The 21,750-nt window shown below is 51.5% G+C and carries 19 protein-coding genes; 1 reads left to right on the top strand and 18 read right to left on the bottom strand.

What is annotated here, in order from left to right:
- Window positions 1-81 precede the first annotated feature (81 nt).
- Window positions 82-966, top strand: coding sequence for a GGDEF domain-containing protein (locus tag AT746_RS05460; protein ID WP_062477555.1), 885 nt, complete (start codon window positions 82-84; stop codon window positions 964-966).
- A 34-nt stretch (window positions 967-1,000) separates the two neighbouring features.
- Here the strand turns inward: AT746_RS05460 and tilS are convergent, their stop codons facing one another.
- The 18 genes from tilS to rpsB all read right to left on the bottom strand — a co-directional run bounded on the left by tilS (window position 1,001) and on the right by rpsB (window position 21,545).
- Window positions 1,001-2,326, bottom strand: coding sequence for a tRNA lysidine(34) synthetase TilS (gene tilS, locus AT746_RS05455; protein ID WP_062477552.1), 1,326 nt, complete (start codon window positions 2,324-2,326; stop codon window positions 1,001-1,003).
- Between the two features lie 39 nt (window positions 2,327-2,365).
- Window positions 2,366-3,322 (bottom strand): acetyl-CoA carboxylase carboxyl transferase subunit alpha, encoded by a 957-nt coding sequence (gene accA / locus AT746_RS05450; RefSeq protein WP_062477549.1) that lies wholly within the window; start codon window positions 3,320-3,322, stop codon window positions 2,366-2,368.
- Window positions 3,323-3,445: 123 nt separating this feature from the next.
- Complete coding sequence (gene dnaE, locus AT746_RS05445) at window positions 3,446-6,913, bottom strand: DNA polymerase III subunit alpha (protein ID WP_062477548.1); 3,468 nt, start codon at window positions 6,911-6,913, stop codon at window positions 3,446-3,448.
- Window positions 6,906-7,502 carry a ribonuclease HII gene (rnhB, locus tag AT746_RS05440; protein ID WP_156413757.1) on the bottom strand — a complete coding sequence of 199 codons (597 nt, stop codon included), beginning with the start codon at window positions 7,500-7,502 and terminating at the stop codon, window positions 6,906-6,908. The genes dnaE and rnhB overlap by 8 nt, the downstream gene beginning before the upstream one ends.
- A complete protein-coding gene (lpxB, locus tag AT746_RS05435) occupies window positions 7,489-8,649 on the bottom strand; it encodes a lipid-A-disaccharide synthase (RefSeq protein WP_062477543.1) in 1,161 nt (386 codons plus the stop codon). The genes rnhB and lpxB overlap by 14 nt, the downstream gene beginning before the upstream one ends.
- Window positions 8,650-8,654: 5 nt before the next feature.
- Complete coding sequence (gene lpxA, locus AT746_RS05430; protein WP_062477541.1) at window positions 8,655-9,425, bottom strand: acyl-ACP--UDP-N-acetylglucosamine O-acyltransferase; 771 nt, start codon at window positions 9,423-9,425, stop codon at window positions 8,655-8,657.
- A gap of 4 nt (window positions 9,426-9,429) precedes the next feature.
- Window positions 9,430-9,876: a 3-hydroxyacyl-ACP dehydratase FabZ gene (gene fabZ / locus AT746_RS05425; RefSeq protein WP_062477538.1), complete on the bottom strand. Its 447-nt coding sequence runs from the start codon at window positions 9,874-9,876 to the stop codon at window positions 9,430-9,432.
- Window positions 9,877-10,923, bottom strand: coding sequence for a UDP-3-O-(3-hydroxymyristoyl)glucosamine N-acyltransferase (gene lpxD / locus AT746_RS05420; protein ID WP_062477535.1), 1,047 nt, complete (start codon window positions 10,921-10,923; stop codon window positions 9,877-9,879). It lies immediately after the preceding gene.
- A gap of 16 nt (window positions 10,924-10,939) precedes the next feature.
- Entirely contained in the window at window positions 10,940-11,455 is a 516-nt protein-coding gene (locus AT746_RS05415) for an OmpH family outer membrane protein (protein WP_082633160.1), read from the bottom strand.
- 45 nt (window positions 11,456-11,500) lie between these two features.
- Entirely contained in the window at window positions 11,501-13,972 is a 2,472-nt protein-coding gene (gene bamA / locus AT746_RS05410; protein WP_062477532.1) for an outer membrane protein assembly factor BamA, read from the bottom strand.
- A 56-nt stretch (window positions 13,973-14,028) separates the two neighbouring features.
- Entirely contained in the window at window positions 14,029-15,378 is a 1,350-nt protein-coding gene (rseP, locus tag AT746_RS05405) for a sigma E protease regulator RseP (RefSeq protein WP_062477528.1), read from the bottom strand.
- Window positions 15,379-16,578: a 1-deoxy-D-xylulose-5-phosphate reductoisomerase gene (ispC, locus tag AT746_RS05400; protein WP_062477525.1), complete on the bottom strand. Its 1,200-nt coding sequence runs from the start codon at window positions 16,576-16,578 to the stop codon at window positions 15,379-15,381. It abuts the gene before it with no gap.
- Entirely contained in the window at window positions 16,578-17,441 is an 864-nt protein-coding gene (locus AT746_RS05395; protein WP_062477522.1) for a phosphatidate cytidylyltransferase, read from the bottom strand. Before AT746_RS05395 ends, ispC begins: the two co-directional genes overlap by 1 nt.
- A gap of 34 nt (window positions 17,442-17,475) precedes the next feature.
- A complete protein-coding gene (gene uppS / locus AT746_RS05390; protein WP_062477519.1) occupies window positions 17,476-18,204 on the bottom strand; it encodes a polyprenyl diphosphate synthase in 729 nt (242 codons plus the stop codon).
- Between the two features lie 25 nt (window positions 18,205-18,229).
- Window positions 18,230-18,787: a ribosome recycling factor gene (gene frr, locus AT746_RS05385; protein WP_062477515.1), complete on the bottom strand. Its 558-nt coding sequence runs from the start codon at window positions 18,785-18,787 to the stop codon at window positions 18,230-18,232.
- A 23-nt stretch (window positions 18,788-18,810) separates the two neighbouring features.
- On the bottom strand, window positions 18,811-19,551 hold the full coding sequence (pyrH, locus tag AT746_RS05380; protein ID WP_062477513.1) for a UMP kinase: 741 nt from the start codon (window positions 19,549-19,551) through the stop codon (window positions 18,811-18,813).
- 286 nt (window positions 19,552-19,837) lie between these two features.
- The gene (gene tsf / locus AT746_RS05375; RefSeq protein WP_062477510.1) at window positions 19,838-20,710 is read right to left on the bottom strand and encodes a translation elongation factor Ts; all 873 of its coding nucleotides are present in this window, start codon (window positions 20,708-20,710) and stop codon (window positions 19,838-19,840) included.
- Between the two features lie 106 nt (window positions 20,711-20,816).
- Window positions 20,817-21,545 (bottom strand): 30S ribosomal protein S2, encoded by a 729-nt coding sequence (rpsB, locus tag AT746_RS05370; RefSeq protein WP_062477505.1) that lies wholly within the window; start codon window positions 21,543-21,545, stop codon window positions 20,817-20,819.
- Between the last annotated feature and the right edge of the window lie 205 nt (window positions 21,546-21,750).

Below are 21,750 nucleotides of genomic sequence, written 5' to 3'. Positions count from 1 at the left end.
TTATCTGGCACAAAATTTGCTCATGCATTTACCAAGTGTGATGCCATTGACCTGACGTCAAAAACCCGGCAGGAGTGAGTTTTGGACCAATTAGCCCCCTTATACAGCAGTACTGATAAAAACAGATTCTTCCATTTTGGCGACTCCGGCCGTTTGCTATCTGATAGCGAAATGCTGGCAATATTACAGCGTATGTTGTCAACACCGGAGCTGGATAAGCTGGCAGATATTGCTCTGACTTTGCTGGGAGAGCGACTGACCGTAACCGGGCTGGAGATTCACACGCCGGAGCTGGGTTATGCCACAGGTTTGGCAGGCGTCTATCACCGTCAGCTTGAGGCACCTCACCATACCGAGCCTCAGATCAACATCAGCTATCGCTTTGCACGAAAACCCGGCAGCCATGAAGAAAGGCTGTTATACGAATTGCATGATTGTATTGTCGTGCCACTGGCTCATGCTATGCGACACGCTCAGTTATCCAGAATGGCGACCAAAGACCATCTCACCGGACTGGGTAACCGGGCCTGCTTTGATGAAGCGCTGCAACGTCTGATCAGTCATGCCCGACGCAACGGAAGCCTGTTTGGACTGGTGGTGATCGATATGGATAAGTTCAAAGCGATCAATGATGAATACGGTCATCAGGAAGGTGACAAGGTGTTGATCAACGTGGCCAAAGCCATAAACGATTGTCTGCGGGACACCGACTTTGCATTTCGCTTCGGTGGCGACGAATTTTGCTGTCTGATCGAAGATGCCGATCAGAAGGCCATGCTCTGTATTGCCCAACGCATTCGCCGGGCTATGAATGGCTACCCCTTACTGCGTCAGCACAATGTCAGTTGCAGCATAGGGGTCAGCCTGTACCGCCAGGGTGACAGCAGCGACAGCCTGTTTGAACGGGCCGATATGGCTCTTTATCAGCTCAAAGAAGGTAATTTCCAGGAAGTGGAATCCGCTTAAGCGGCAATGGTTTGCCGCTTAAATGTCGCTGAAGTCATACAATTGCCACCCAAAGATTGCGCTTATCCCCCTTCTTGGGCTGGTACCCTTCAGCCACAGCATAGCCTGGCACGGCCACCAGGCGGCCATCACTTCTGAGTAAAGGCTGTTGCGCTCTTTGCCAGGGCGGTATTTTCCATAACCTCAGCCATTGCTTCAGGGGCTTACTGACATCAGCACCAGAAGGACGAAAACGCTCTGACCAACCGTCAAATTCGATACTGATCCTGCCATCCACCTGCATCCCCAGCCAATCACCCTGTTCTGGCGGATTCTCGCTCCGCTGCAAATAAAGACAACCGCCATGGTTCAGATTCAGCTCGGTCTCTCCCTGCCATATTAGGTTTTTTGCCGTCGCGGCAGGCTGACCTTTGAGTAAATATAAGCGTTGATCAAAACGTCTGAAATGCCAGGCTCCCCAACTGATGCATGGCGAGGCATCCGCTCTGGCCTCAATCAGTTCCTGGTGGAGTCTGCTTATGACGGTCTGTGGCGGCATGGGCGCTCCCTGCTCAGACAGCCAGGTCCGGATTATCTGGCTGCGCCAGGCGCTGCTGAACTGACTCAGAGCAGCCAGGCACAGGGTGTTATCCTCAGCCCTCACTTGCTCCAGGCTAATATGGCTTTGCTGATCCAGTAGCTGCTGCTGCTCGGCGCACAGTGTCGCGCTGCGGGCAACGGCTTTTTGAATACCTGGCCAGCGCTGTTCTAACAGCGGGATAATCTGATGGCGCAGAAAATTCCGGTCAAAGCCTGAATCCTGATTAGATTCATCCTCGATCCATTGCAAACCATGCTGGCGGGCATACTGACTCAACTGCTGACGGCTACATGCCAACAGCGGACGCAAATAACGGAGTCCGTCCCGTTCAGACAGCTCCGCCATGGCGCTCAGTCCCTTAGGGCCGGCACCACGCTTTAACTGTAACAGCATGGTTTCCAGTTGGTCCTGTTGATGCTGTCCCAGCAATACCAGGGATCCCTGGGGTATAACAGTGGCCAGCGCCTGATATCGGGCGGTTCTGGCCTGGGCTTCAAGACTCTGGCGTTTCTGTTGGCTGAATGTCAGGCGCTGGCTGACAAAGTCGATACCCATGGTTTTGCAGATCGCCGCACAGTGCTCCAGCCAGCTATCGGCATTGTCACTTAAACCGTGATGTATATGCACAGCGCCATAGGAATGCCCCGGATGGCTGGCGCCAAAACGCGCCAGCAGGTGCAGCACCACATGGGAGTCCATCCCCCCGCTGTAGGCCACATAAACCGGCTGCGAAGGTTGCAGACTGATGAGCAGGCGTTGTTCAAACTCATTGTAAAGCATCGGCCATCAACACAAAAAAAAAGAGCCGCGGGTGCGGCTCTAACAATATCCGAAAGACATTAACCGCTGATACCGCTCTTCCAGCAATTCCGGTATGGCCAGTTTCTGTAGCTGCGACAGTTGTTGTTTCAGACAGGCTTTGAGGCTGGCTGCGGTACCATCATAATCTCGATGAGCGCCTCCTAAGGGCTCATCCACTATGCTGTTGATCAGGCCCAGCTTCTTGATCTGCTCGGCGCTGACACCCATGGCTTCAGCGGCCAGCGGGGCTTTTTCTGCGCTTTTCCACAGAATCGAGGCACAACCCTCGGGAGAAATCACCGAATAGGTGCAGTACTTGAGCATATTGACCCTGTCCCCGACACCTATGGCCAGTGCGCCGCCTGAACCACCCTCACCAATCACAGTGCAGATAACCGGAACCTTGAGCCCGGCCATCACTTTGAGATTGTGGGCGATGGCCTCGCTCTGCCCCCGCTCTTCAGCACCCACCCCGGGATAAGCGCCGGGAGTGTCAATAAAGGTGATAATAGGCAGATTAAATCGCTCCGCCATCTTCATCAGCCTGAGCGCTTTGCGATAACCTTCTGGCTTGGGCATACCAAAATTGCGCTTGATCTTCTCCTGGGTATCGCGGCCCTTCTGATGGCCGATAACCATTACTGGCTGCTCATCCAGCCTGGCCAGACCACCGATAATAGCTTTATCGTCAGCAAAGGCCCGGTCACCTGCCAGCTCATCAAACTCGGTGAAAATACGTGGTAAATAATCCAGCGTATAAGGACGCAGAGGATGGCGGGCCAGTTGAGAAACCTGCCAGGCACCCAAATCACTGAAGATCTTATGGGTCAGCTCAGCACTTTTTTCCCTGAGCTTGGTAATTTCTTCTTCCAGCCCCACATCGAATTCGCCGCCCTGATTCACCAGGCGTAATTCTTCGATCTTGGCTTCCAAATCAGCAATCGGCTGCTCAAAACTCAGATAGTTCAAACTCATCCCACAACCTTAACACGTCTGAAATTTCCCCTGTATCAGGGAAAATAATAAAAATTCTGTTGCCAGCCCTTTGTCTGCTATGCATACCGCCGGGCGGCGCTCTGGTAAAAAGTGCGGTACTGGTTAATGAAATTCCAGCCTGACCTGCTCTTCTCCCAATACCTGTTGTAACTGATGCAGTAAATCATCATCCGGGGTGACATACCAGTTGGCGGAAACCGCCAATACGGCCTGCGCATGAGGGTGATAATAATCGAAATGAACCGGACAGGTTCCCCCCTGAAACTGACTCAATAACCCTTTTAACTGTGCCACCTGCGCCATGCTGCACTGTTGCTGCTGAATTTGCAGTATAACCGCTCTGGCATTTTTTTCCCTGGCCTGAATAATGTCCATCACTTCACGGGCCGACATTGTATTGCCCCCGGAATAGTCATCAAAGCTGACCTGTCCTGATATTACCAAAATTTTATCTTTTTGCAGCACAGCTTCATATTCTTCCAGCATATCAGGGAAGAAACGTACGTCCATTCTGGCACTTTTATCATCCAGTGTCACAATCGCCCAGCGCCGCCCCTTCTTATTCACTAACACCCGCATGTCGATCACCAGCCCCACGACAGTGGCACTGCCCTCCCTGCCGGTGGGCTTGATATCCACCAGACGGCCATGGCTGTAGTGACGGATTTCCTGCTGATACTGATTGATGGGGTGGCCGGTAAGATACAGCCCCAGCGTCTCGCGCTCGCCATCCAGCCAGACTTTTTCCTGCCACTGAGGTACATCGGCAAAGGCTTGTTGTACCTGCTCAGGCTCGGTATTCAGCAGACCAAACATGTCTTCCTGACCAAAGGACTGAGCCCTGGCATGCTGATCGGCGGCGGCGATAGCCTCCGGTAAACTGGCCATCAAAGAGGCGCGGTGGGGGCCAAGGTTATCCATGGCACCGGCCAGCACCAGCTTTTCCAGTACCCTTTTATTGATGCGTTTAAGGTTCAGCCGCGCACAGAAGTCAAACAGGTCACTGAAGCCGCCGTCTTTGGCTCTGGCTTCGATAATGGCATCAATGGGGCCTTCACCCACTCCCTTGATAGCGCCAATACCGTAAACAATCTGCCCCTGGCCGTTAACCGAAAATTTATACTGACCGGTATTCACATCCGGGGGCAATACTGTCAGCCCCATACGCTGACATTCATCCACCAGGGTGACGATTTTATCGGTATTGTCCATGTCCGCCGACATCACCGCCGCCATAAACTCGGCCGGATAATGGGTTTTCAGCCACAGCGTCTGGTAAGACACCAGTGCATAGGCGGCCGAATGGGACTTGTTGAATCCATAGCCGGCAAATTTCTCCACCAGATCGAAGATCTTCATCGCCAGATCAGGATCAATATTGTTTTTCGCCGCTCCGGTTCTGAACACTTCCCGTTGTTTGGCCATCTCCTCGGGCTTTTTCTTACCCATTGCCCGGCGCAGCAGGTCGGCTTCGCCAAGGCTATAACCGGCCATCACCTGAGCGATCTGCATCACCTGCTCCTGGTACAGAATAATACCGTAGGTGGGTTCAAGAATTTCCTGCAGGCATTCATGCTGATACTGCGCATCGGGATAGGAAATTTCTTCGCGACCATGTTTACGGTCGATAAAGTTGTCCACCATGCCAGATTGCAGCGGCCCGGGCCGAAATAGCGCCACCAGGGCGATAATGTCTTCAAAACTGTCCGGGCGCAGGCGCTTGATCAGATCCTTCATGCCCCTGGATTCAAGCTGAAACACCGCCGTGGTCTCGGCATTCTGCAACAGTTTGAAACTGGGGGAATCTATAAGAGGAATAGCGGTGATATCAATGTCTTTGCCCTGACCGCTTTTGATCATATCCAGCGCCCACTGGATAATGGTCAGGGTGCGCAGTCCCAGAAAGTCGAACTTAACCAGCCCGGCCGTTTCCACATCGTTTTTGTCAAACTGGGTAACCGGATACTGACCATGCTCGTCACAATATAAAGGTGAAAAGTCAGTGATTTTAGTCGGCGCAATCACCACGCCACCGGCGTGTTTACCGGCATTACGGGTGACCCCCTCAAGGATGCGGGCCATATCGATAAGATCCCGAACCTCTTCGTCCTGAGCATAGGTTTCCGGCAGACGGGGTTCTACCTCAAAGGCTTTGGACAGGGTCATACCGGGGTCGCCGGGGATCAGCTTGGAAATCCTGTCGACAAACCCATAGGGGTGTCCAAGCACCCTGCCCACATCGCGCACCACGGCCTTGGCCGCCATGGTGCCGAAGGTGATAATCTGAGAGACCGCTTCGCGACCATAAAGATCCGCCACGTGATCGATCACTTCATCCCGCCGGTCCATGCAGAAATCCACATCAAAATCCGGCATGGATACCCGTTCAGGATTAAGAAAACGTTCGAACAGCAGGTCAAACTCCAGCGGGTCAAGGTCGGTAATTTTCAGCGCATAGGCCACCAGAGAACCGGCACCTGAGCCTCTCCCCGGTCCCACCGGAATACCGTTATCTTTACTCCATTGAATAAATTCCATCACGATCAGAAAGTAACCGGGAAAACCCATCTGGTTGATGACCTGCAGTTCTATCTTCAGCCGCTCATCATATTCGCCACGTTTGGCCTGACGCTCCTGCGAATCGGGAAATAAAAATGCCAGCCGCTCTTCCAGCCCCTGCTCAGACTTCATCACCAGGAAGTCTTCATCGGTCATGTCACCGGTAGGAAATTTGGGCAGAAAGTATTCGCCCAGACGCACCGTCACATTGCAGCGCCTGGCGATCTCTACGCTGTTTTGCAGGGCTTCGGGAATATCGGCAAACAGCTGAGCCATCTCTTCACTGCTGCGAAGATACTGCTCCGCGCTATAACGTTTTGGCCGGCGTTTATCGTCCAGGGTGTAACCATCATGAATAGCCACCCGAATCTCATGGGCATCGAAGTGCCGGGCCTCCAGAAAACACACTTCATTGGTCGCCACCACAGGTAACTGATGTTGCCTGGCAATGTCCACCGCCCGATGCAGATAATCTTCTTCACCGGGGCGGCCGGTGCGCATCAGCTCCAGATAATAATGTCCGGCAAAATGGCGCTGGTAAAAAGCCACTATGTCCTCTGCCAACTCCCCATTGCCTTTGCTCAGGGCGATGCCCAGATCGCCCTGCATGGCGCCACTGAGCAGAATAATGCCCTCAGCATGTTCTGCCAGCCAGCTCTGATCAATAACCGGGCGTTCCTGAATATGCCCGCGCAAATAAGCCCGGGAAATAAGCTGGGTAATATTCTGATAGCCCTGATTATTCTTCGCCAGCAGGGTAAGACGATAAATCTGTTCGCCCAGTGCGTCACTCTGAATCCAGAAATCGGCACCGATAATGGGTTTAATGCCCAGACTATGGGCCTTGTCATAAAAACGTACCAGGCCGCAGAGATTCATCTGATCGGTTATCGCTACCGCCGGCATGTTAAGCGCCCTGACCTTATCCAGAATCGGCCCGGTTTTATTCAGGCCATCCATCATCGAAAAGTCGCTGTGCACCCGCAGGTGTACGAAATCCGGTTCAGCCATCGGTACTGTCCTGCTGTTGTTGCAGAGCACGCTGCACGGGTTTAAAACTGAGTCGGTGCTGTGAAATCGGGCCGAGTTCGGTCAGACTCTGAAGATGCGCCGGGGTGGGGTAGCCCTTGTGACGTTCGAATCCATATTCAGGATAACGCCTGGCCAGCTCGGCCATCTCCGTATCTCTGGTGACTTTGGCAAGAATTGACGCCGCCGATATGGCTGGAATAAGACCGTCACCTTTTACCACCGCTTCACTGGAGTAGCGCCAGTTGGGGCAGCGGTTGCCATCTACCATCACGTGTTCAGGCTGAATAAACAGCCCCTCTACCGCCCGCTCCATGGCCAGCATAGTGGCATGCAGTATATTCAGGCTGTCGATCTCTGCCGGGCTCGCTCTGCCGATGGCCCAACACAGTGCTTTTTCTTTGATAAGTGCATAAAAATGCTGACGCTTCTTCTCGCTCAGGGCCTTGGAATCTGTCAGCCCCTGAATGGGGTGTCTGGGATCGAGAATAACCGCAGCCGTCACCACATCGCCCACCAGAGGGCCCCGGCCCACTTCATCCACACCGGCAATAAGTTTATATTGCTGCATGTTCGTTCGCATTTAACAACCTTATAATGGCCTCGGCAGCCCGCTCATCGGCGCCAATCTTCAACTGCTGATGCAATTGTTCAAAGCGGCAAATCAGTTCCGGGGAGCCATTTTCCAGCATAGGTTGTAATTTCTCAGCCATGGTCTGTGGCACCACCTGATGCTGAACCAGCTCAGGTACCAACTCTTCATTGGCCAGCAGATTTGGCAGTGAAAACCACTCCGGTTTATACATACGTTTACCCATCTGGTAAGTCAGCCAGTTAAATTTATACGCCACCAGCATCGGCTTTTTGCACAACATGGCTTCTAATGAGGCCGTCCCGGAAGCCAGTAAAACCGCATCTGCAGCTATCATAACCTGGCGGGACTGACCATCCAGCACCCTGACATCCGGCTTTGCAGAACAGTCCTCAAGACCGGCTAGAATCTGCTCCCTGCGTCTGTCATTGGCGGCGGGGATCAGCACCTTTAGCCCGGGTATTTTTTGTTGTAATAATGAAACCGTCTGCAAGAAGGGCGGCAGCAAGCGTTGTACTTCACCACCACGACTGCCCGGTAACACTGCCAGTACTTTATCATTATCGTCCAGTCCCAGCTCATGCCTGGCCGCCCGCTGATCCGGCTTCAGCGGAATAGCATCGGCAAGGGTATGGCCGACAAAAGTACAGGGCACCTGATGGCGATCATAAAAGATCTTTTCAAACGGCAGCAGGCTGAGCACCATGTTGGTGGCCCGGGCTATTTTCACAATACGTTTTTCCCGCCAGGCCCACACTGTGGGGCTGACGTAGTGCACTGTGGGTATGCCCTGCTGCTTGAGCTTTTCTTCCAGGCCCAGATTAAAGTCCGGAGCATCAATGCCCACAAATACATCGGGCGGGTTAACAGTAAAATGTTCAACCAGGGAACGTCGCACGGCCAGCAACCGACGTATTCTCGAAAGTACTTCGATCAGGCCCATTACCGATAACTCTTCCATATCGAAAAGCGTCCGGCAGCCTTGCTGCTGCATCTGTGGTCCCGCAATACCAACAAACTCGGCTTCAGGCAGCCTTTTTTTAAGGGCCTGAATCAGGCCGGCACCTAAAATATCGCCGGAGGCTTCTCCGGCGACAAGACCAATTCGGGTTACTGAGGTTGTCATAGAAACTAGCGGACGATGCCTCTGGATGAGTTAGCGATAAAGTCCACCAACATTTCCAGTTCTGGTGCCCGTTTTGCCATCTCACGCAGTTCACGCAATGCCTCTTCGGTGGTTTTACCACTGCGATAAAGCACCTTATAAGCACGGCGGATCTGCAATATGGCTTCTTTTGAATAGCCACGACGACGCAGGCCTTCGGCGTTAATACCATGAGGACTGGCCCCTTTACCACCAACCATTACATAAGGGGGTAAATCACGCAGCAGTATGGTCCCTGCGGCACAGAAGCTATGAGATCCCACATGACAAAACTGGTGCACTCCTGACATGCCACCTAAGATGGCCCAGTCACCAACATGTACATGGCCGGCAACGCTGGCATTGTTAGCAAAGATATTATTGCTACCTACCATGCAATCATGGGCAAGATGCACATAGGCCATCAGCAGATTGTTGTTACCTATGCGGGTTAATGAATTGTCCTGAACCGTGCCCCGGTGCACCGTGACACATTCTCTGAAGGTATTGCCATCACCAATTTCCAGCCTTGTCGGCTCACCGGCATATTTGAGATCCTGGCAGTCTTCACCGATGGAACAGAACTGATAAAAATGATTGTCTTTGCCAATACGGCTCGGCCCCTTGAGCACCACATGGGACTCGATCACCGTGTTGTCACCAATCTCTACATCTGCACCAATCACGGTATAAGCACCAACTTTTACGTTGCTGCCCAGGGTGGCGGCAGGATCTATTAGGGCTGTCTGGTGAATCACCTTATTACATCTTCCTCATTGCACACATGAATTCGGCACTACAGGCCTCCTCACCATCCACACTGGCAACACCGGAAAACTTCCAGATTCCCCGTTTTTCTTTGATCAGCACCACATCGAACTCAAGTCTGTCACCGGGCACCACCGGACGCTTGAAACGAGCCTTATCAATGCCGGCATACAGATACAGCTCATCGGTATTTCCCGCAGTTTTAAAGCCGAGTATCCCCGCTGCCTGTGCCATGGCTTCCAGAATCATCACGCCGGGGAAAATAGGCTTACCCGGGAAATGCCCGGTAAAACAGGGTTCATTAAATGAAATATTCTTATAGGCCTTGATGGAAACACCCAGCTCATAATCTGTCACCCTGTCTATCAGCAAGAAAGGATAACGATGGGGCAATAGCTCCATGATCTCTTCGATGTCGATGCGCTTTAACTCGTTAGCCAACTACCTGTCTCCTTTGTCAGCACTGTCGTGCTCTGAATAATGTTTTTCCAGTTTTCTGACACGTTGGCTGAGCCGCTCAAGACTGCGCACATTCGCCACGGCTTTACGCCACTCGCGGCTTGGCTGGGACGGTAAGCCCGATGAGTAGGCCCCGGCCTGACTGACCCCCTTAGTCACCATGCTCATACCGGTAAAGTGCACATTATCGGCTATTTCAACATGGCCGGTAATGGCGCTCAGCCCCCCTATGGTACAGTTGCGACCAATACGGGTGCTGCCTCCCACTACAGTGCAACCGGCTATCGCCGTGTTTTCACCTATAACCACATTGTGCGCTATCTGGCACTGGTTATCGATGATCACACCATCAGCCAGGCAGGTATCATCCAGTGCGCCTCTGTCTATTGTGGTACTGGCACCAATCTCGACCCGGTCACCGATAATGACACGGCCAAGCTGGGGGATCTTAACCCACTGGCCATTATCATTGGCATACCCGAAGCCATCTGCACCAATCACCGCAGCGGACTGGATCAGGCAATCACGACCGATCTGTACATCGTGATAAAGGGTCACATTAGCCCAGAGTTTAGTACCGGCACCAATGGTCACGTTTTTACCAATGACACAACCTGCGCCAATTTGCACACCGTCACCAAGCTTGACCCCGGATTCAATCACTGCATTGGCGCCAATCCCGACTCCCCGGCCCAGCTCGACATCTGCCGCCATCACCGCGTGAGGTGATACCAGCTCTGCCGCCGCCGGTGTTGTGTCCATCAATTGCGCCAGTCTGGCAAAGCCCACGTAGGGGTTTTTCATCACCAGCGCATTAACAGGACAGAACTCCAGGTCGTCTGGCTGCACGATCACAGCATCAGCCTTCGTGTCTCTGAGCTGGCTACGATACTTGCTATTGGATAAAAAGGAAATCTGACCTTTGCCCGCCCTGGCCAGGGTTGAGACGGCGTGAATCTTCACATCGCCATCGCCCCGGACTTCGGCGCCAAGGTACTCAGCCAGTTGACTGAGGCTGTAGGTTTTCATCTACCAAATCGGCCTGTTATTTGATTTTACTGACCTGATCCACCACTTGCTGTGACAGATTGTTGGCTTCAGCCATATAAGCAACGGCATTAGAGTTCAGTACCAGATCATAGTTTTCTTTCTCAGCAATACCATCGATCGCTTGTTTGATCAGGCCAAGCAATTTGTCGCGCTCTTCACCCTGACGGGTCTGGATCTGCTGTTGCAGGGGCTGCGTCTTGCCGGCGTATTCATCACGCAGTGAAATCAGCTTGTCTTCCAGCTCTTTGCGCTCGGCATCACTCATCGTGGCGGCATCACGCTCGCGTTTTTCCATGTAGTACTTGATGTCTTTTTCCATGCGACCGATCTCTTCGATCTGGTCCTTGAATTCATTACGGATGTTTTCCTGGATCACTGCCGCCTGAGGCAAAGACTGAAAAATGCCCTGAACATTCACCACACCGATTTTCTGCGCCGCCATGGCTGCTGAACTGAGCATAGAGCTACCAAGTACCGCTGCAGCTAAAACACCTTTGTTGAATTTATTCAAAATACTCTCCTTATTTATACTGAGCCTGTAAGCAGGCCTATTTTATTAGAATGTCTGCCCGATATTAAAGGAGAAGAAGCGACTTTCATCACCATCTTCTTCTTTGAGGATACGGGAAAAGCTGAAAATCATCGGCCCCATGGGAGACAGCCACTGCACCGACAGGCCCGCAGAGGCGCGGAAACGACCGATATCGGAATAATCGGCAATCTTGTTGCGTTCCGATTCCGCCAGTCCATCATAATTTTCTACTCTGAATTCAGTGTCCCATACATTCCCTACGTCCACAAACAGACTGGTACGCACAGAATTATCCAGCTCTTCATCCAGAAATGGTGTGGGTACAATTAATTCCACGCCTCCGAGCACCATGGCATTACCACCAATGGCACGCAGTCTGGTGGTATCGGTTATGGTATCAGCATTAGGGCCAAGCGGAATCTGACTGCCATCAGGGGCGGTAATAGTACTGGGGCGGCGATAAATGGGTCTTGGTCCTACCGTATTATTTTCGAAACCACGCAGTGAATCACTACCGCCAGCCCTGAAATTATCCCAGAATGGCAAAATCTGATCGTTGCCGTCCAGGTCACCGTAGCCGTTACCGTAGCCCGCTTCCAATCTTGCCAGGAACGACCAGCGCTGGTCTCTCGACAATGGGAAGTAGAACTTGGTATCAAAATTAATCTTGAAGTAGTCCACATCAGAAAAGGGGGCAGTAATCTTTGCCGTTGCCCGCTGAGATGAACCTGCTGTCGGGAACACACCACGGTTCAGTGTACTGCGGCTCCATCCTGCACTGAATTCATAGGTATTAAACTGGATGCCGGCATCCGGATCGTTAGGGTCGGCAAACATGTCATAAAAATTTCTGATTTGATCATAGGTTTGCAGTTGCGAGATCTTGTTATATTTGTAGGTTACGCCGAAATTCAGACGGTTATATTCATCCACCGGATAACCGAAATTAGCGCCTAAACCCCAGGATTTATTATTGTACTGCACCAGGTTGGCGTTACCGGCATCGAATTCTGAATAAAACAGGGTGCCACCGAGGCTGATACCATCAATGGTAAAGTAGGGATCCGTGTAGGAAATGGTCGCGCTTTGCTGGTAAGAAACCGTATTCAGATTAAGACCCAGTCTTTTGCCTGTGCCGAGGAAGTTATCCTGCTGAATACCGGCCTGCAGACTGAGTTTAGTGCGATCGCCGTAACCGATACCGGCATTGAAGGAACCGGACGGCTGCTCCTTGACCTTGAAGTTCACATCCACCTTGTCTTCTTCACCGGGCAGGCGCACCGTTTCAAAGTCGACCTCTTCCATGTAAGTCAGTCTTGACATACGGGCTTTGGAAGTCTCGAGCGCCGTATTCGACAACCAGGCACCTTCCATCTGTCTCACTTCACGGCGCAGTACTTCATCGGCAGTGACATCATTGCCACTGAAATTGATGCGTCTGACATAAATACGTTTACCCGGATCCACAGACAAGGTCAGCTTAACGGTCTTATCTTCATCATTAATTTCAGGGATGGTGGTCACTTCGGGAAAAGCATAACCGAAACGCCCAAGGTACTTACTGAGAAACTCTTCTGTGTAAGTGACTTCCGCCAGGTTATACATTTTGCCTTCGGAGAGAGGCAGAATCCGGCTGATGGCTTCTTCCTGGCCAAGCAAATCACCGATAAGCTCCACCTCTGAGATAGTATATTGCTCGCCCTCATCCATATTCAGAGTGATATAGATACCAGATTTATCCGGCGTCATAGACACCTGTGTGGAGTCCAGGCTATAGCGCAGATACCCCCGGTCTTTATAGTAACTCTCGAGCGTTTCCATATCACCCGTCAGCTTTTGTTTCTGATAACGGGTTTCTGATAAAAAGTCCCACCAGGGCGTGTCAAAGCGCAGTTCGATTTGTTCCAGCAGTTCCGCATCGCTGAATACTTCATTACCGACAATGTTGATCTGCTTGATATCGGCCGCATCACCCTCTTCAAATAACAATTTGAGGTCAACCCGGTTACGGGGCAACGGCGTCACGATAGCGCTGACATCGGCGTTGTATTTACCGATGCTGTAATAGAAATCTTTCAGACCATTCTCAATCGAGGTCAGTACCGTCTTGTCCAGCGGCTCACCGACACGGATATCGCTCTCTTCAAGACTTTGCTGAAGCTGCTCGTCCTTGATGTCTTTATTACCTTCAAAATTAATCCGGCTGATAGTGGCCCGCTCACGCACCTGTATAACCAGAGTGCCACCATCTCTGAGCACTTTGATACTCTCGAAATGAGTCGAATCATAAAGAGATCGAATCAACTGAGATATCCGGAAGGAGTTCAGTTTATCACCCACATTAACCGGCAGGTAGGTCAGGGCTGCACCAAGTGCTACCCGCTGCAGACCTTCAATTTTTATATCTTCCACCACGAATTCGCTGGCGTTTTCTGCCGACGCAAAAAAGGCTCCGGATAGCATCAATCCGGCAACAACTAACTGTTTCAACTTCATCAAAAAATATTCATCCAAACTGCTGGGATTCGCGAAAAGCCCATATTGTTATTAGTCTACAAGCGAGCGATATCATTAAAAATTGCTACTGACATTAACAGCAACAACAGTGCGCCACCTATACGAAACCCGACTTCCTGCACCCCTTCAGGCACAGGACGGCCCGTCAAAAGTTCAATAAAATAGTAAAGCAGGTGTCCACCATCAAGTACCGGCAAGGGTAAAAGATTAATAATACCGAGGTTAACGCTGATCAAAGCCAGAAAGCTTAAAAAATACACCAACCCATAACCAGCACTGACACCTGCTCCCTGAGCTATGGAGATAGGGCCACTCAAATTTTTTACTGACACATCTCCGCTAATCAGCTTGCCTATCATCTCAACACTGAGCACCATTAAGCGCCAGGTTTTATCGGCACCTTCCACCAGGGCGCCCACCGGGCCAAACTGTCTGGTTATCCGGTAGCTATCCGGCCAGGGCTCAGAACGGGGCACGATCCCCAGATATCCCTGAGATTCACCATTTATCTCCCGACGCCCGGCCTGAACCTGTATGTCACTTAGACCACCTTGTCGCTCTACCTGCAACGTCAGGCTTTCATCAGGCCGTGCACTGATAAAATCCACTATTTGTACCCAATTCTGCACAGGAGTTCCATTCAGTTGCCGTATTTTATCTCCTGCCTGCAAACCTCCCTGCTGTGCAGGCGAGTCTTCAGCGACAAATGCCAGCTCCGTAGTGGCATCCGGCCTGTAGGGTTCCAGACCCAGACTGAGCAGGGCTGACTCCTTGTCAGGATCAAACTGCCAGTTGCTGATATCCAGAACCAGCCGTTGTCTGCCCTGCTGCTGATCACTGACCATCATCTCCAGCCGAGATTTTCCGATATGTGATACCAGCTCCAGGTTAACCGCTTCCCAATCCGGTGTTTCCCGGCTACCGATCTGCAGAATCTGCATACCACTGCGGGTACCGGCCTCTGCCGCAATACTCTGCGCTGGTACATTACCCACAACAGGTTTGACGGTCTCGACGCCAAGCATATACATACACATCAGCGCAAATACGGCAAAGATAAAGTTCACCATCGGTCCCGCCGCCACTATGGCAATACGCCGCCCCACGCTCTGGCGATTAAAGGCCCGGGGTAAATCCTCATCGCGAACCGGTTCAACCCGCTCGTCCAGCATTTTTACATAGCCGCCGAGTGGGATCGCCGCAATCACAAACTCAGTGCCGGTTTTATCGGTGCGACGCCATAGTGGCTTGCCAAAGCCAATCGAAAAACGCAGTACTTTAACACCACAGCGCCTGGCTATAAAGAAATGTCCCCATTCGTGGACTGCCACCAGCACCCCCAGGGCGAGAATAAAAAACAATAAACTCCACAGGAAACTTAACATTTACAACCCCAGTGCCCGCTGTGACATCTGACCAATCCACTCACTGGCCAATACCCTGACTTCGTTATCAAAGCCTATGATGTCATCAATACTGTTAAGTTCACAGGGCTTGAGCCGATCCAACACGCTGCGGTTTACCTCTGCGATACCTGTAAATGGGAGTTCACCATCCAGAAATGCCTTCACCGCGATTTCATTGGCTGCGTTGAGCGCGGTGGTGGCATATTGACCAGCGGCACAACTTTCTATCGCTAACGCCAGGTTCGGATACTTGTCGAAATCCGGAGCCCGGAAAGAAAAATCTGCCATCCGCGCGAAATCCAGCGGTGCAACACCAGATGCAATCCGCTCAGGATAAGCCAGGGCATGAGCAATGGGAGTGCGCATATCCGGGTGCCCCAACTGAGCCAGTACTGAACCATCATTGTATTGCACCATCGAATGGATCACACTTTGTGGGTGCAATACCACCTCAATTTGCTCAGGCTTAAGACCGAAAAGCCAGCAGGCTTCGATAAACTCCAGGCCTTTGTTCATCATGGTGGCAGAGTCGACTGAAATTTTCTGGCCCATACTCCAGTTAGGGTGGGCACAGGCCTGGGCGGGTGTCACCGTATCCAGTTTGCTGTTATCTGTGTGCAGAAACGGACCACCCGAGCCTGTCAGCAGGATTCTGGCAATGCCTTTTGCCTGCGGATCCCCATAGACATAATCTGTCGGCAAACACTGAAAAATGGCATTATGTTCACTGTCTATAGGCAACAGTTGTGCTTTGCCTTTGCTGACCTCATCCATAAAAAGCTGGCCGGACATCACCAACGCTTCCTTGTTCGCCAGCAGTACCTTTTTCCCGGCTCTGGCCGCAGCCATGGTAGGTAACAAACCTGCAGCGCCAACAATGGCCGCCATCACAGAATCTGTTTGCTGGTGTTCGCTGACAAAGGCCAGCGCCTCGGCACCGGCGAGAACCTCACTACTGACCTGATATTGTGATGCCAGCTCGCAGGCTTGGCGGTAATCAGCCTTATCGGCCACCACCAGATATTGAGGTTTAAACTCGCGGGCCTGCTGCATCAGTCTGTCCAGGCGCGTATGGGCGGTCAGGGCAAAAACCTGATAGTGTCCGGGATGCAAACGGATAACATCCAGCGTACTTTCGCCGATTGAACCGGTTGAGCCGAGCAGAGTAAGTCGTTGCATCAGGTCATCCACAACACATAGCACAGAGCAAAAACCGGAAAGGCTGCGGTCAGACTGTCAATACGATCCAGAATACCGCCATGGCCCGGCAGCAGCGTGCCGCTGTCCTTACAGCCCACACAACGTTTGAACATACTCTCATTAAGGTCCCCCAGTGCCGATACGGCTACAGTCAATCCACCTATGATCAGGTGCGTCCAGATCATGCTGGCATTAACCTGATAATGCAGAGCAGCAAAACCGATAATCGCAAAAGACGCGGCAATACCACCGAGCAGCCCTTCCAGCGTCTTGCCCGGGGATACATTAGGCCTGAGCTTATGCCGGCCAAATTTAACGCCGATAAAAAAGGCACCAATATCGGCCGCCCACACGATGCCCAGCACATAAAAAATCAGTGACGCGCCATACAGGGTGTCAACATCATAGAGCTGAGTGCGCAGTGTCACGATAGCTACCCAGGTGGGTACCAGAGTCAGAATACCGAAAAGTCCCCGCAAAGAGCGACTGTTACGCCACAACGCAGTGTATTTTGGATAGGCCAGTATCATCAGCAGCACAACTACCCACCACAGCGCTGCTATCACCAGTATAAAGAGATATAACTCCGTGAGTTGCCCCTGTACCCATATCTGCTTTACCGGCACCAGATAAGCCAGCAGGGTACAAATTGCCGCTACCAGCAAGGTATAGAGAGCTTTGGCAGGACGATTCTTAAGCCCCATCAGGTTAGCCCATTCCCAGGCACCGAGTACCACAATCAGACCAATGCAGAGTTCGAAGCCACGTAAAGGCAGAAACAAAATCGCAATCAGGGCCAGCGGAGCCAGCACCAGCGCTGTTATTACCCGTTGCTTTAACATTCGGGATGACTCCTGTAGCGCACAGAATTGAGGCTCATACTTCCACCTGCTCAGAGGTCATGCCAAAGCGCCGTTGGCGTGCAGCAAAATCGGATAACGCCTGACCGAATGCCTCTTCGTCAAAATCAGGCCACAGAGTAGGGGTAAAATACAACTCAGAATAGGCCAGTTGCCAGAGCAGAAAATTACTCACCCTGCTCTCGCCACCGGTGCGGATAAGCAAATCCAGCTGTGGCAGAGCAGCCAGACAGATATGACGGGAAAAGAGTTCTTCATCTATATCACTGATCTCCAGTTGCCCGTCGCGGACTTTTTCGGCGCAATCTCTGGTCGCCTGGATAATATCCCATCGACCACCGTAGTTGGCGGCAATATTCAGTACCAGTGACTGGTTATCAGCGGTCAGGGCTTCAGCGGCATGTATCCGCTCAATCAATTTTCCATCAAAGCGACTGGTATCACCCACCACCTTTAGCCGGACATCATTCTTGTGCAGCCTCTTGACTTCACTTTTCAATACCAGATTGAACAACTCCATCAACACCCCGACTTCCTCTGCCGGGCGATTCCAGTTCTCGCTGCTAAAGGCAAACAGGGTCAGGGCCTCGATACCCTGCTTTCGGGCAAAAGTAACGGCGTTGCGCACAGACTCGACCCCGGCCTTATGCCCGAAGGTTCTGATCTTGCCCCGTTGTTTGGCCCAGCGCCCGTTGCCATCCATAATGATGGCAACATGTCTGGGTATCGCAGAATTGGCTGTCATGAAAATCCTTTGAACCGAGCGCCGCTCAGATTTCCATCAGCTCTTTTTCCTTGTCGGCCAACAACTGATCGATTTTACCTACGAACTCGTCGGTCAGTTTCTGGATCCCTTCCTCGGCGCTGTGACCCTCATCTTCGCCAATTTCTTTTTCTTTTACCAATTCTTTGATATCACTGTTGGCATCACGACGGATATTACGAATGGCAACACGGCTTTGCTCGGCTTCGGCCCGCACAACCTTGATAAAATCCTTACGACGTTCTTCTGTCAGTGCTGGCATGGGAATACGAATCACGGTACCGGCACTCATGGGATTGAGGCCAAGGTCTGATTGCATAATGGCCTTCTCCACAGCTTGTGTGGCACTCTTGTCAAATACGGTCAGGGCCAGCGTACGGGCATCTTCGGCCACCACATTCGCCACCTGATTCAGTGGTGTATCAGCGCCGTAGTAAGACACCGTGATAGAGTCGAGCAGACTGGGGTGAGCACGGCCGGTACGAATTTTACCCAGTTGACTCTTCAGGGCACTGATACATTTATTCATACGCTCTTGGGCGTCTTTATTAATTTCATTTAGCATTGTTGTAATCCTGTTTTACTTTTCTAAGCCAGATTCTTCTGATGATCGATCAAGGTGCCGACATCTTCGCCCATCACCACATCTTTGAGGCAACCGGGTTTGTTCATGTTAAACACCCTGATAGGTAAATTATGATCCCGCGCCAGGGTAAAGGCGGCCAGGTCCATGACTTTGAGTTCTTTTTCCAGCACTTCCTGATAGGTGAGTTGCTGATACATTACCGCATCCGGGTTCTTGGCCGGATCCGAGTCGAAAACGCCATCGACCTTGGTCGCTTTAAGCACCGCATCGGCTTCAATTTCGATACCTCGTAAGCAAGCTGCCGAATCTGTCGTGAAAAAGGGATTGCCTGTGCCGGCAGCAAAGATGACCACCCGGCCTGACTTTAACAGACTGATAGCCTCGGCCCAGTTATAGGCATCACAGACTCCGTTTAAGGGAATAGCGGACATCAGACGGGCATTAACAAAAGCCCGGTGCAGGGCATCACGCATGGCCAGACCGTTCATCACCGTAGCCAGCATACCCATGTGGTCTCCGACAACCCTGTTCATACCGGCTTTAGCCAGACCTTCACCGCGAAATAAATTGCCACCTCCGATAACCAGGCCGACCTGCACACCCAACTCTACCAGCTCTTTAATTTCCTGAGCCATGCGATCCAACACTTTAGGATCGATACCAAAACCTTCCTGCCCCATCAGGGCCTCACCACTGAGTTTGAGTAATATGCGTCTGTAGGCGGATTTGGGATTAATACTCATTGATCAGTTGTTCCTGTATAAATTGCGGTGAACCAACGCCATTTTTCAACCTGACAACACCGGCGCACTCTGATTGCATTCCAGTTCAGGTTACCACCGGTATCTAAGGATGTCGCCAGAGCAAACATCGCCGAAGAGGTGCTCCCTGCGACTCCGGCATACCGTCCGTCCCTGGACATAAAAAAGCACCCCTTAAAGAGGTGCTCGTATTATACCCAAGAAACCTCACATTGCGAGTGACTTGGGTATCTATGACATTGCCACCGGGCAAAAGTCGCAGGCCAGTTTATTTCTTGGCTGCGGCCATTTGTGCCTGTACTTCGGCGGCGAAGTCTTCAGATTTCTTCTCAATACCTTCACCCACTTCGAAACGTACGAAGTTGACCACATCAGCATTGCTGGCTTTAAGCAAGGCACCAACACTCTGAGAAGGATCTTTGACGAACGGCTGGCCGGTAAGGCTGATTTCACCGGTAAACTTGCTCATACGACCAGCAACCATCTTCTCAGCAATTTCTGCAGGCTTACCGCTTTGCATGGCGATATCGATCTGAATGGCTTTTTCTTTTTCCACCACATCAGCCGGAACCTGTTCAGGCTTAACAAACTGCGGATTAGACGCAGCAACGTGCATGGCCACATCTTTAGCCAGCTCGCTATCACCGCCTTCAAGGATGGTTAATACGCCGATACGGCCACCATGCACATAGGCACCCAGGTTATCACCTTCGATGCTGACCACACGGCGAACAGTAATGTTCTCACCGATTTTTGCAACCAGGTTTTCACGGGCTTCAGAAACTTTGATACCGTCCAGTTCCAGATTGTTCAGCGCTTCTGCGTCGTTCAGTCTGTTAGCCAGGGCCAGGTCAACAATCTTATCACCAAAGGCCAGGAAGCTTTCATCACGGGCAACAAAGTCGGTTTCACAATTCAGTTCAACCATCACCGCATGGTTACCCTCGACTTTAGTCAGGATCACACCCTCTGCGGCGATACGACCGGCTTTCTTGGCGGCTTTGGCCTGACCGGATTTACGCATATTTTCAATGGCCTGCTCAACATCGCCATTGGTTTCTTCCAGCGCCTTTTTACAATCCAGCATACCGGCACCGGTACGTTCACGAAGTTCTTTTACTAGAGCTGCAGTTACTGCCATTTCTCTTTCCTCTGTAGAGTTGTTCGTTGGACCACAAGGGAACCCTTGTGAGACACAGTGTCACAGCGGCTCAGTGTTTCAGGCCGCTGTGACAACTGCATGACGCTTATTCAGTTTCGACGAAATCGTCGTGTTCAGCCTGGGCTTCCAGGTTCTGTTCACGGCCTTCACCGATGGCATCGGCGGCGGCGTTCAGGTAAAGCTGAACGGCACGAATGGCATCGTCGTTACCAGGGATAACATAATCCACACCGTCAGGATCTGAGTTAGTATCCACTACGGAAACAACCGGGATACCCAGGTTTCTGGCTTCGGTAATAGCAATGTGCTCATGTACCGCGTCAATAACAAACAAACAATCAGGCAGACCGCCCATGTTCTTGATACCACCGAGACTGGACTCCAGCTTATTCATTTCGCGGGTCAGCATCAGGGCTTCTTTTTTGGTCAGCTTTTCAAAAGTGCCGTCCTGAGCCTGTTGCTCAAGATCTTTCAGACGCTTGATGGACTGGCGAACGGTTTTCCAGTTGGTCAGCATACCGCCGAGCCAGCGCTTGTTCACGTAGAACTGATCGCAACGGATCGCGGCATCTTTAACTGCATCGCTGGCAGCACGTTTGGTACCGACAAACAGCACTTTACCTTTTTTGGCAGATACGCCGGACAGGTAGTTCAGTGCGGAATTGAACAATGGAACCGTTTTTTCAAGATTGATGATATGTACTTTATTACGGGCGCCGAAAATGTAAGGTTTCATTTTCGGATTCCAGTAACGGGTCTGGTGACCGAAGTGCACGCCGGCTTGCAGCATGTCGCGCATAGATACGTTTGCCATAATTTTTCCTTATGGGGTTAGGCCTCCATATATCCCAGTTCTCGATCTGAACAGTACCTGAAGCACTCCCAGACACCCCGAAAACTGTGTCGATATATGTGTGTGATTAAATAATGTTAATGCAAATTACACCGGCTCTGTTGGAACAGGCTTAATTTGCGGGCGGCTTTATACCATAGTCAGGCTATAAGATACAACTGATTGT

It is taken from the genome of Lacimicrobium alkaliphilum, from assembly GCF_001466725.1.
In the GTDB taxonomy this organism is placed as follows: Bacteria; Pseudomonadota; Gammaproteobacteria; order Enterobacterales; family Alteromonadaceae; genus Lacimicrobium; species Lacimicrobium alkaliphilum_B.
This window is presented reverse-complemented; position numbering and strand designations above follow the sequence as displayed.

Excerpts from the sequence above, each read along its gene's own strand:
- tilS (WP_062477552.1), bottom strand. The coding sequence starts at position 2,326 with ATGCTTTACAATGAGTTTGAACAACGCCTGCTCATCAGTCTGCAACCT.
- accA (WP_062477549.1), bottom strand. The coding sequence starts at position 3,322 with ATGAGTTTGAACTATCTGAGTTTTGAGCAGCCGATTGCTGATTTGGAA.
- dnaE (WP_062477548.1), bottom strand. The coding sequence starts at position 6,913 with ATGGCTGAACCGGATTTCGTACACCTGCGGGTGCACAGCGACTTTTCG.
- rnhB (WP_156413757.1), bottom strand. The coding sequence starts at position 7,502 with ATGCAGCAATATAAACTTATTGCCGGTGTGGATGAAGTGGGCCGGGGC.
- lpxB (WP_062477543.1), bottom strand. The coding sequence starts at position 8,649 with ATGACAACCTCAGTAACCCGAATTGGTCTTGTCGCCGGAGAAGCCTCC.
- lpxD (WP_062477535.1), bottom strand. The coding sequence starts at position 10,923 with ATGAAAACCTACAGCCTCAGTCAACTGGCTGAGTACCTTGGCGCCGAA.
- bamA (WP_062477532.1), bottom strand. The coding sequence starts at position 13,972 with ATGAAGTTGAAACAGTTAGTTGTTGCCGGATTGATGCTATCCGGAGCC.
- rseP (WP_062477528.1), bottom strand. The coding sequence starts at position 15,378 with ATGTTAAGTTTCCTGTGGAGTTTATTGTTTTTTATTCTCGCCCTGGGG.
- ispC (WP_062477525.1), bottom strand. The coding sequence starts at position 16,578 with ATGCAACGACTTACTCTGCTCGGCTCAACCGGTTCAATCGGCGAAAGT.
- AT746_RS05395 (WP_062477522.1), bottom strand. The coding sequence starts at position 17,441 with ATGTTAAAGCAACGGGTAATAACAGCGCTGGTGCTGGCTCCGCTGGCC.
- uppS (WP_062477519.1), bottom strand. The coding sequence starts at position 18,204 with ATGACAGCCAATTCTGCGATACCCAGACATGTTGCCATCATTATGGAT.
- frr (WP_062477515.1), bottom strand. The coding sequence starts at position 18,787 with ATGCTAAATGAAATTAATAAAGACGCCCAAGAGCGTATGAATAAATGT.
- pyrH (WP_062477513.1), bottom strand. The coding sequence starts at position 19,551 with ATGAGTATTAATCCCAAATCCGCCTACAGACGCATATTACTCAAACTC.
- tsf (WP_062477510.1), bottom strand. The coding sequence starts at position 20,710 with ATGGCAGTAACTGCAGCTCTAGTAAAAGAACTTCGTGAACGTACCGGT.
- rpsB (WP_062477505.1), bottom strand. The coding sequence starts at position 21,545 with ATGGCAAACGTATCTATGCGCGACATGCTGCAAGCCGGCGTGCACTTC.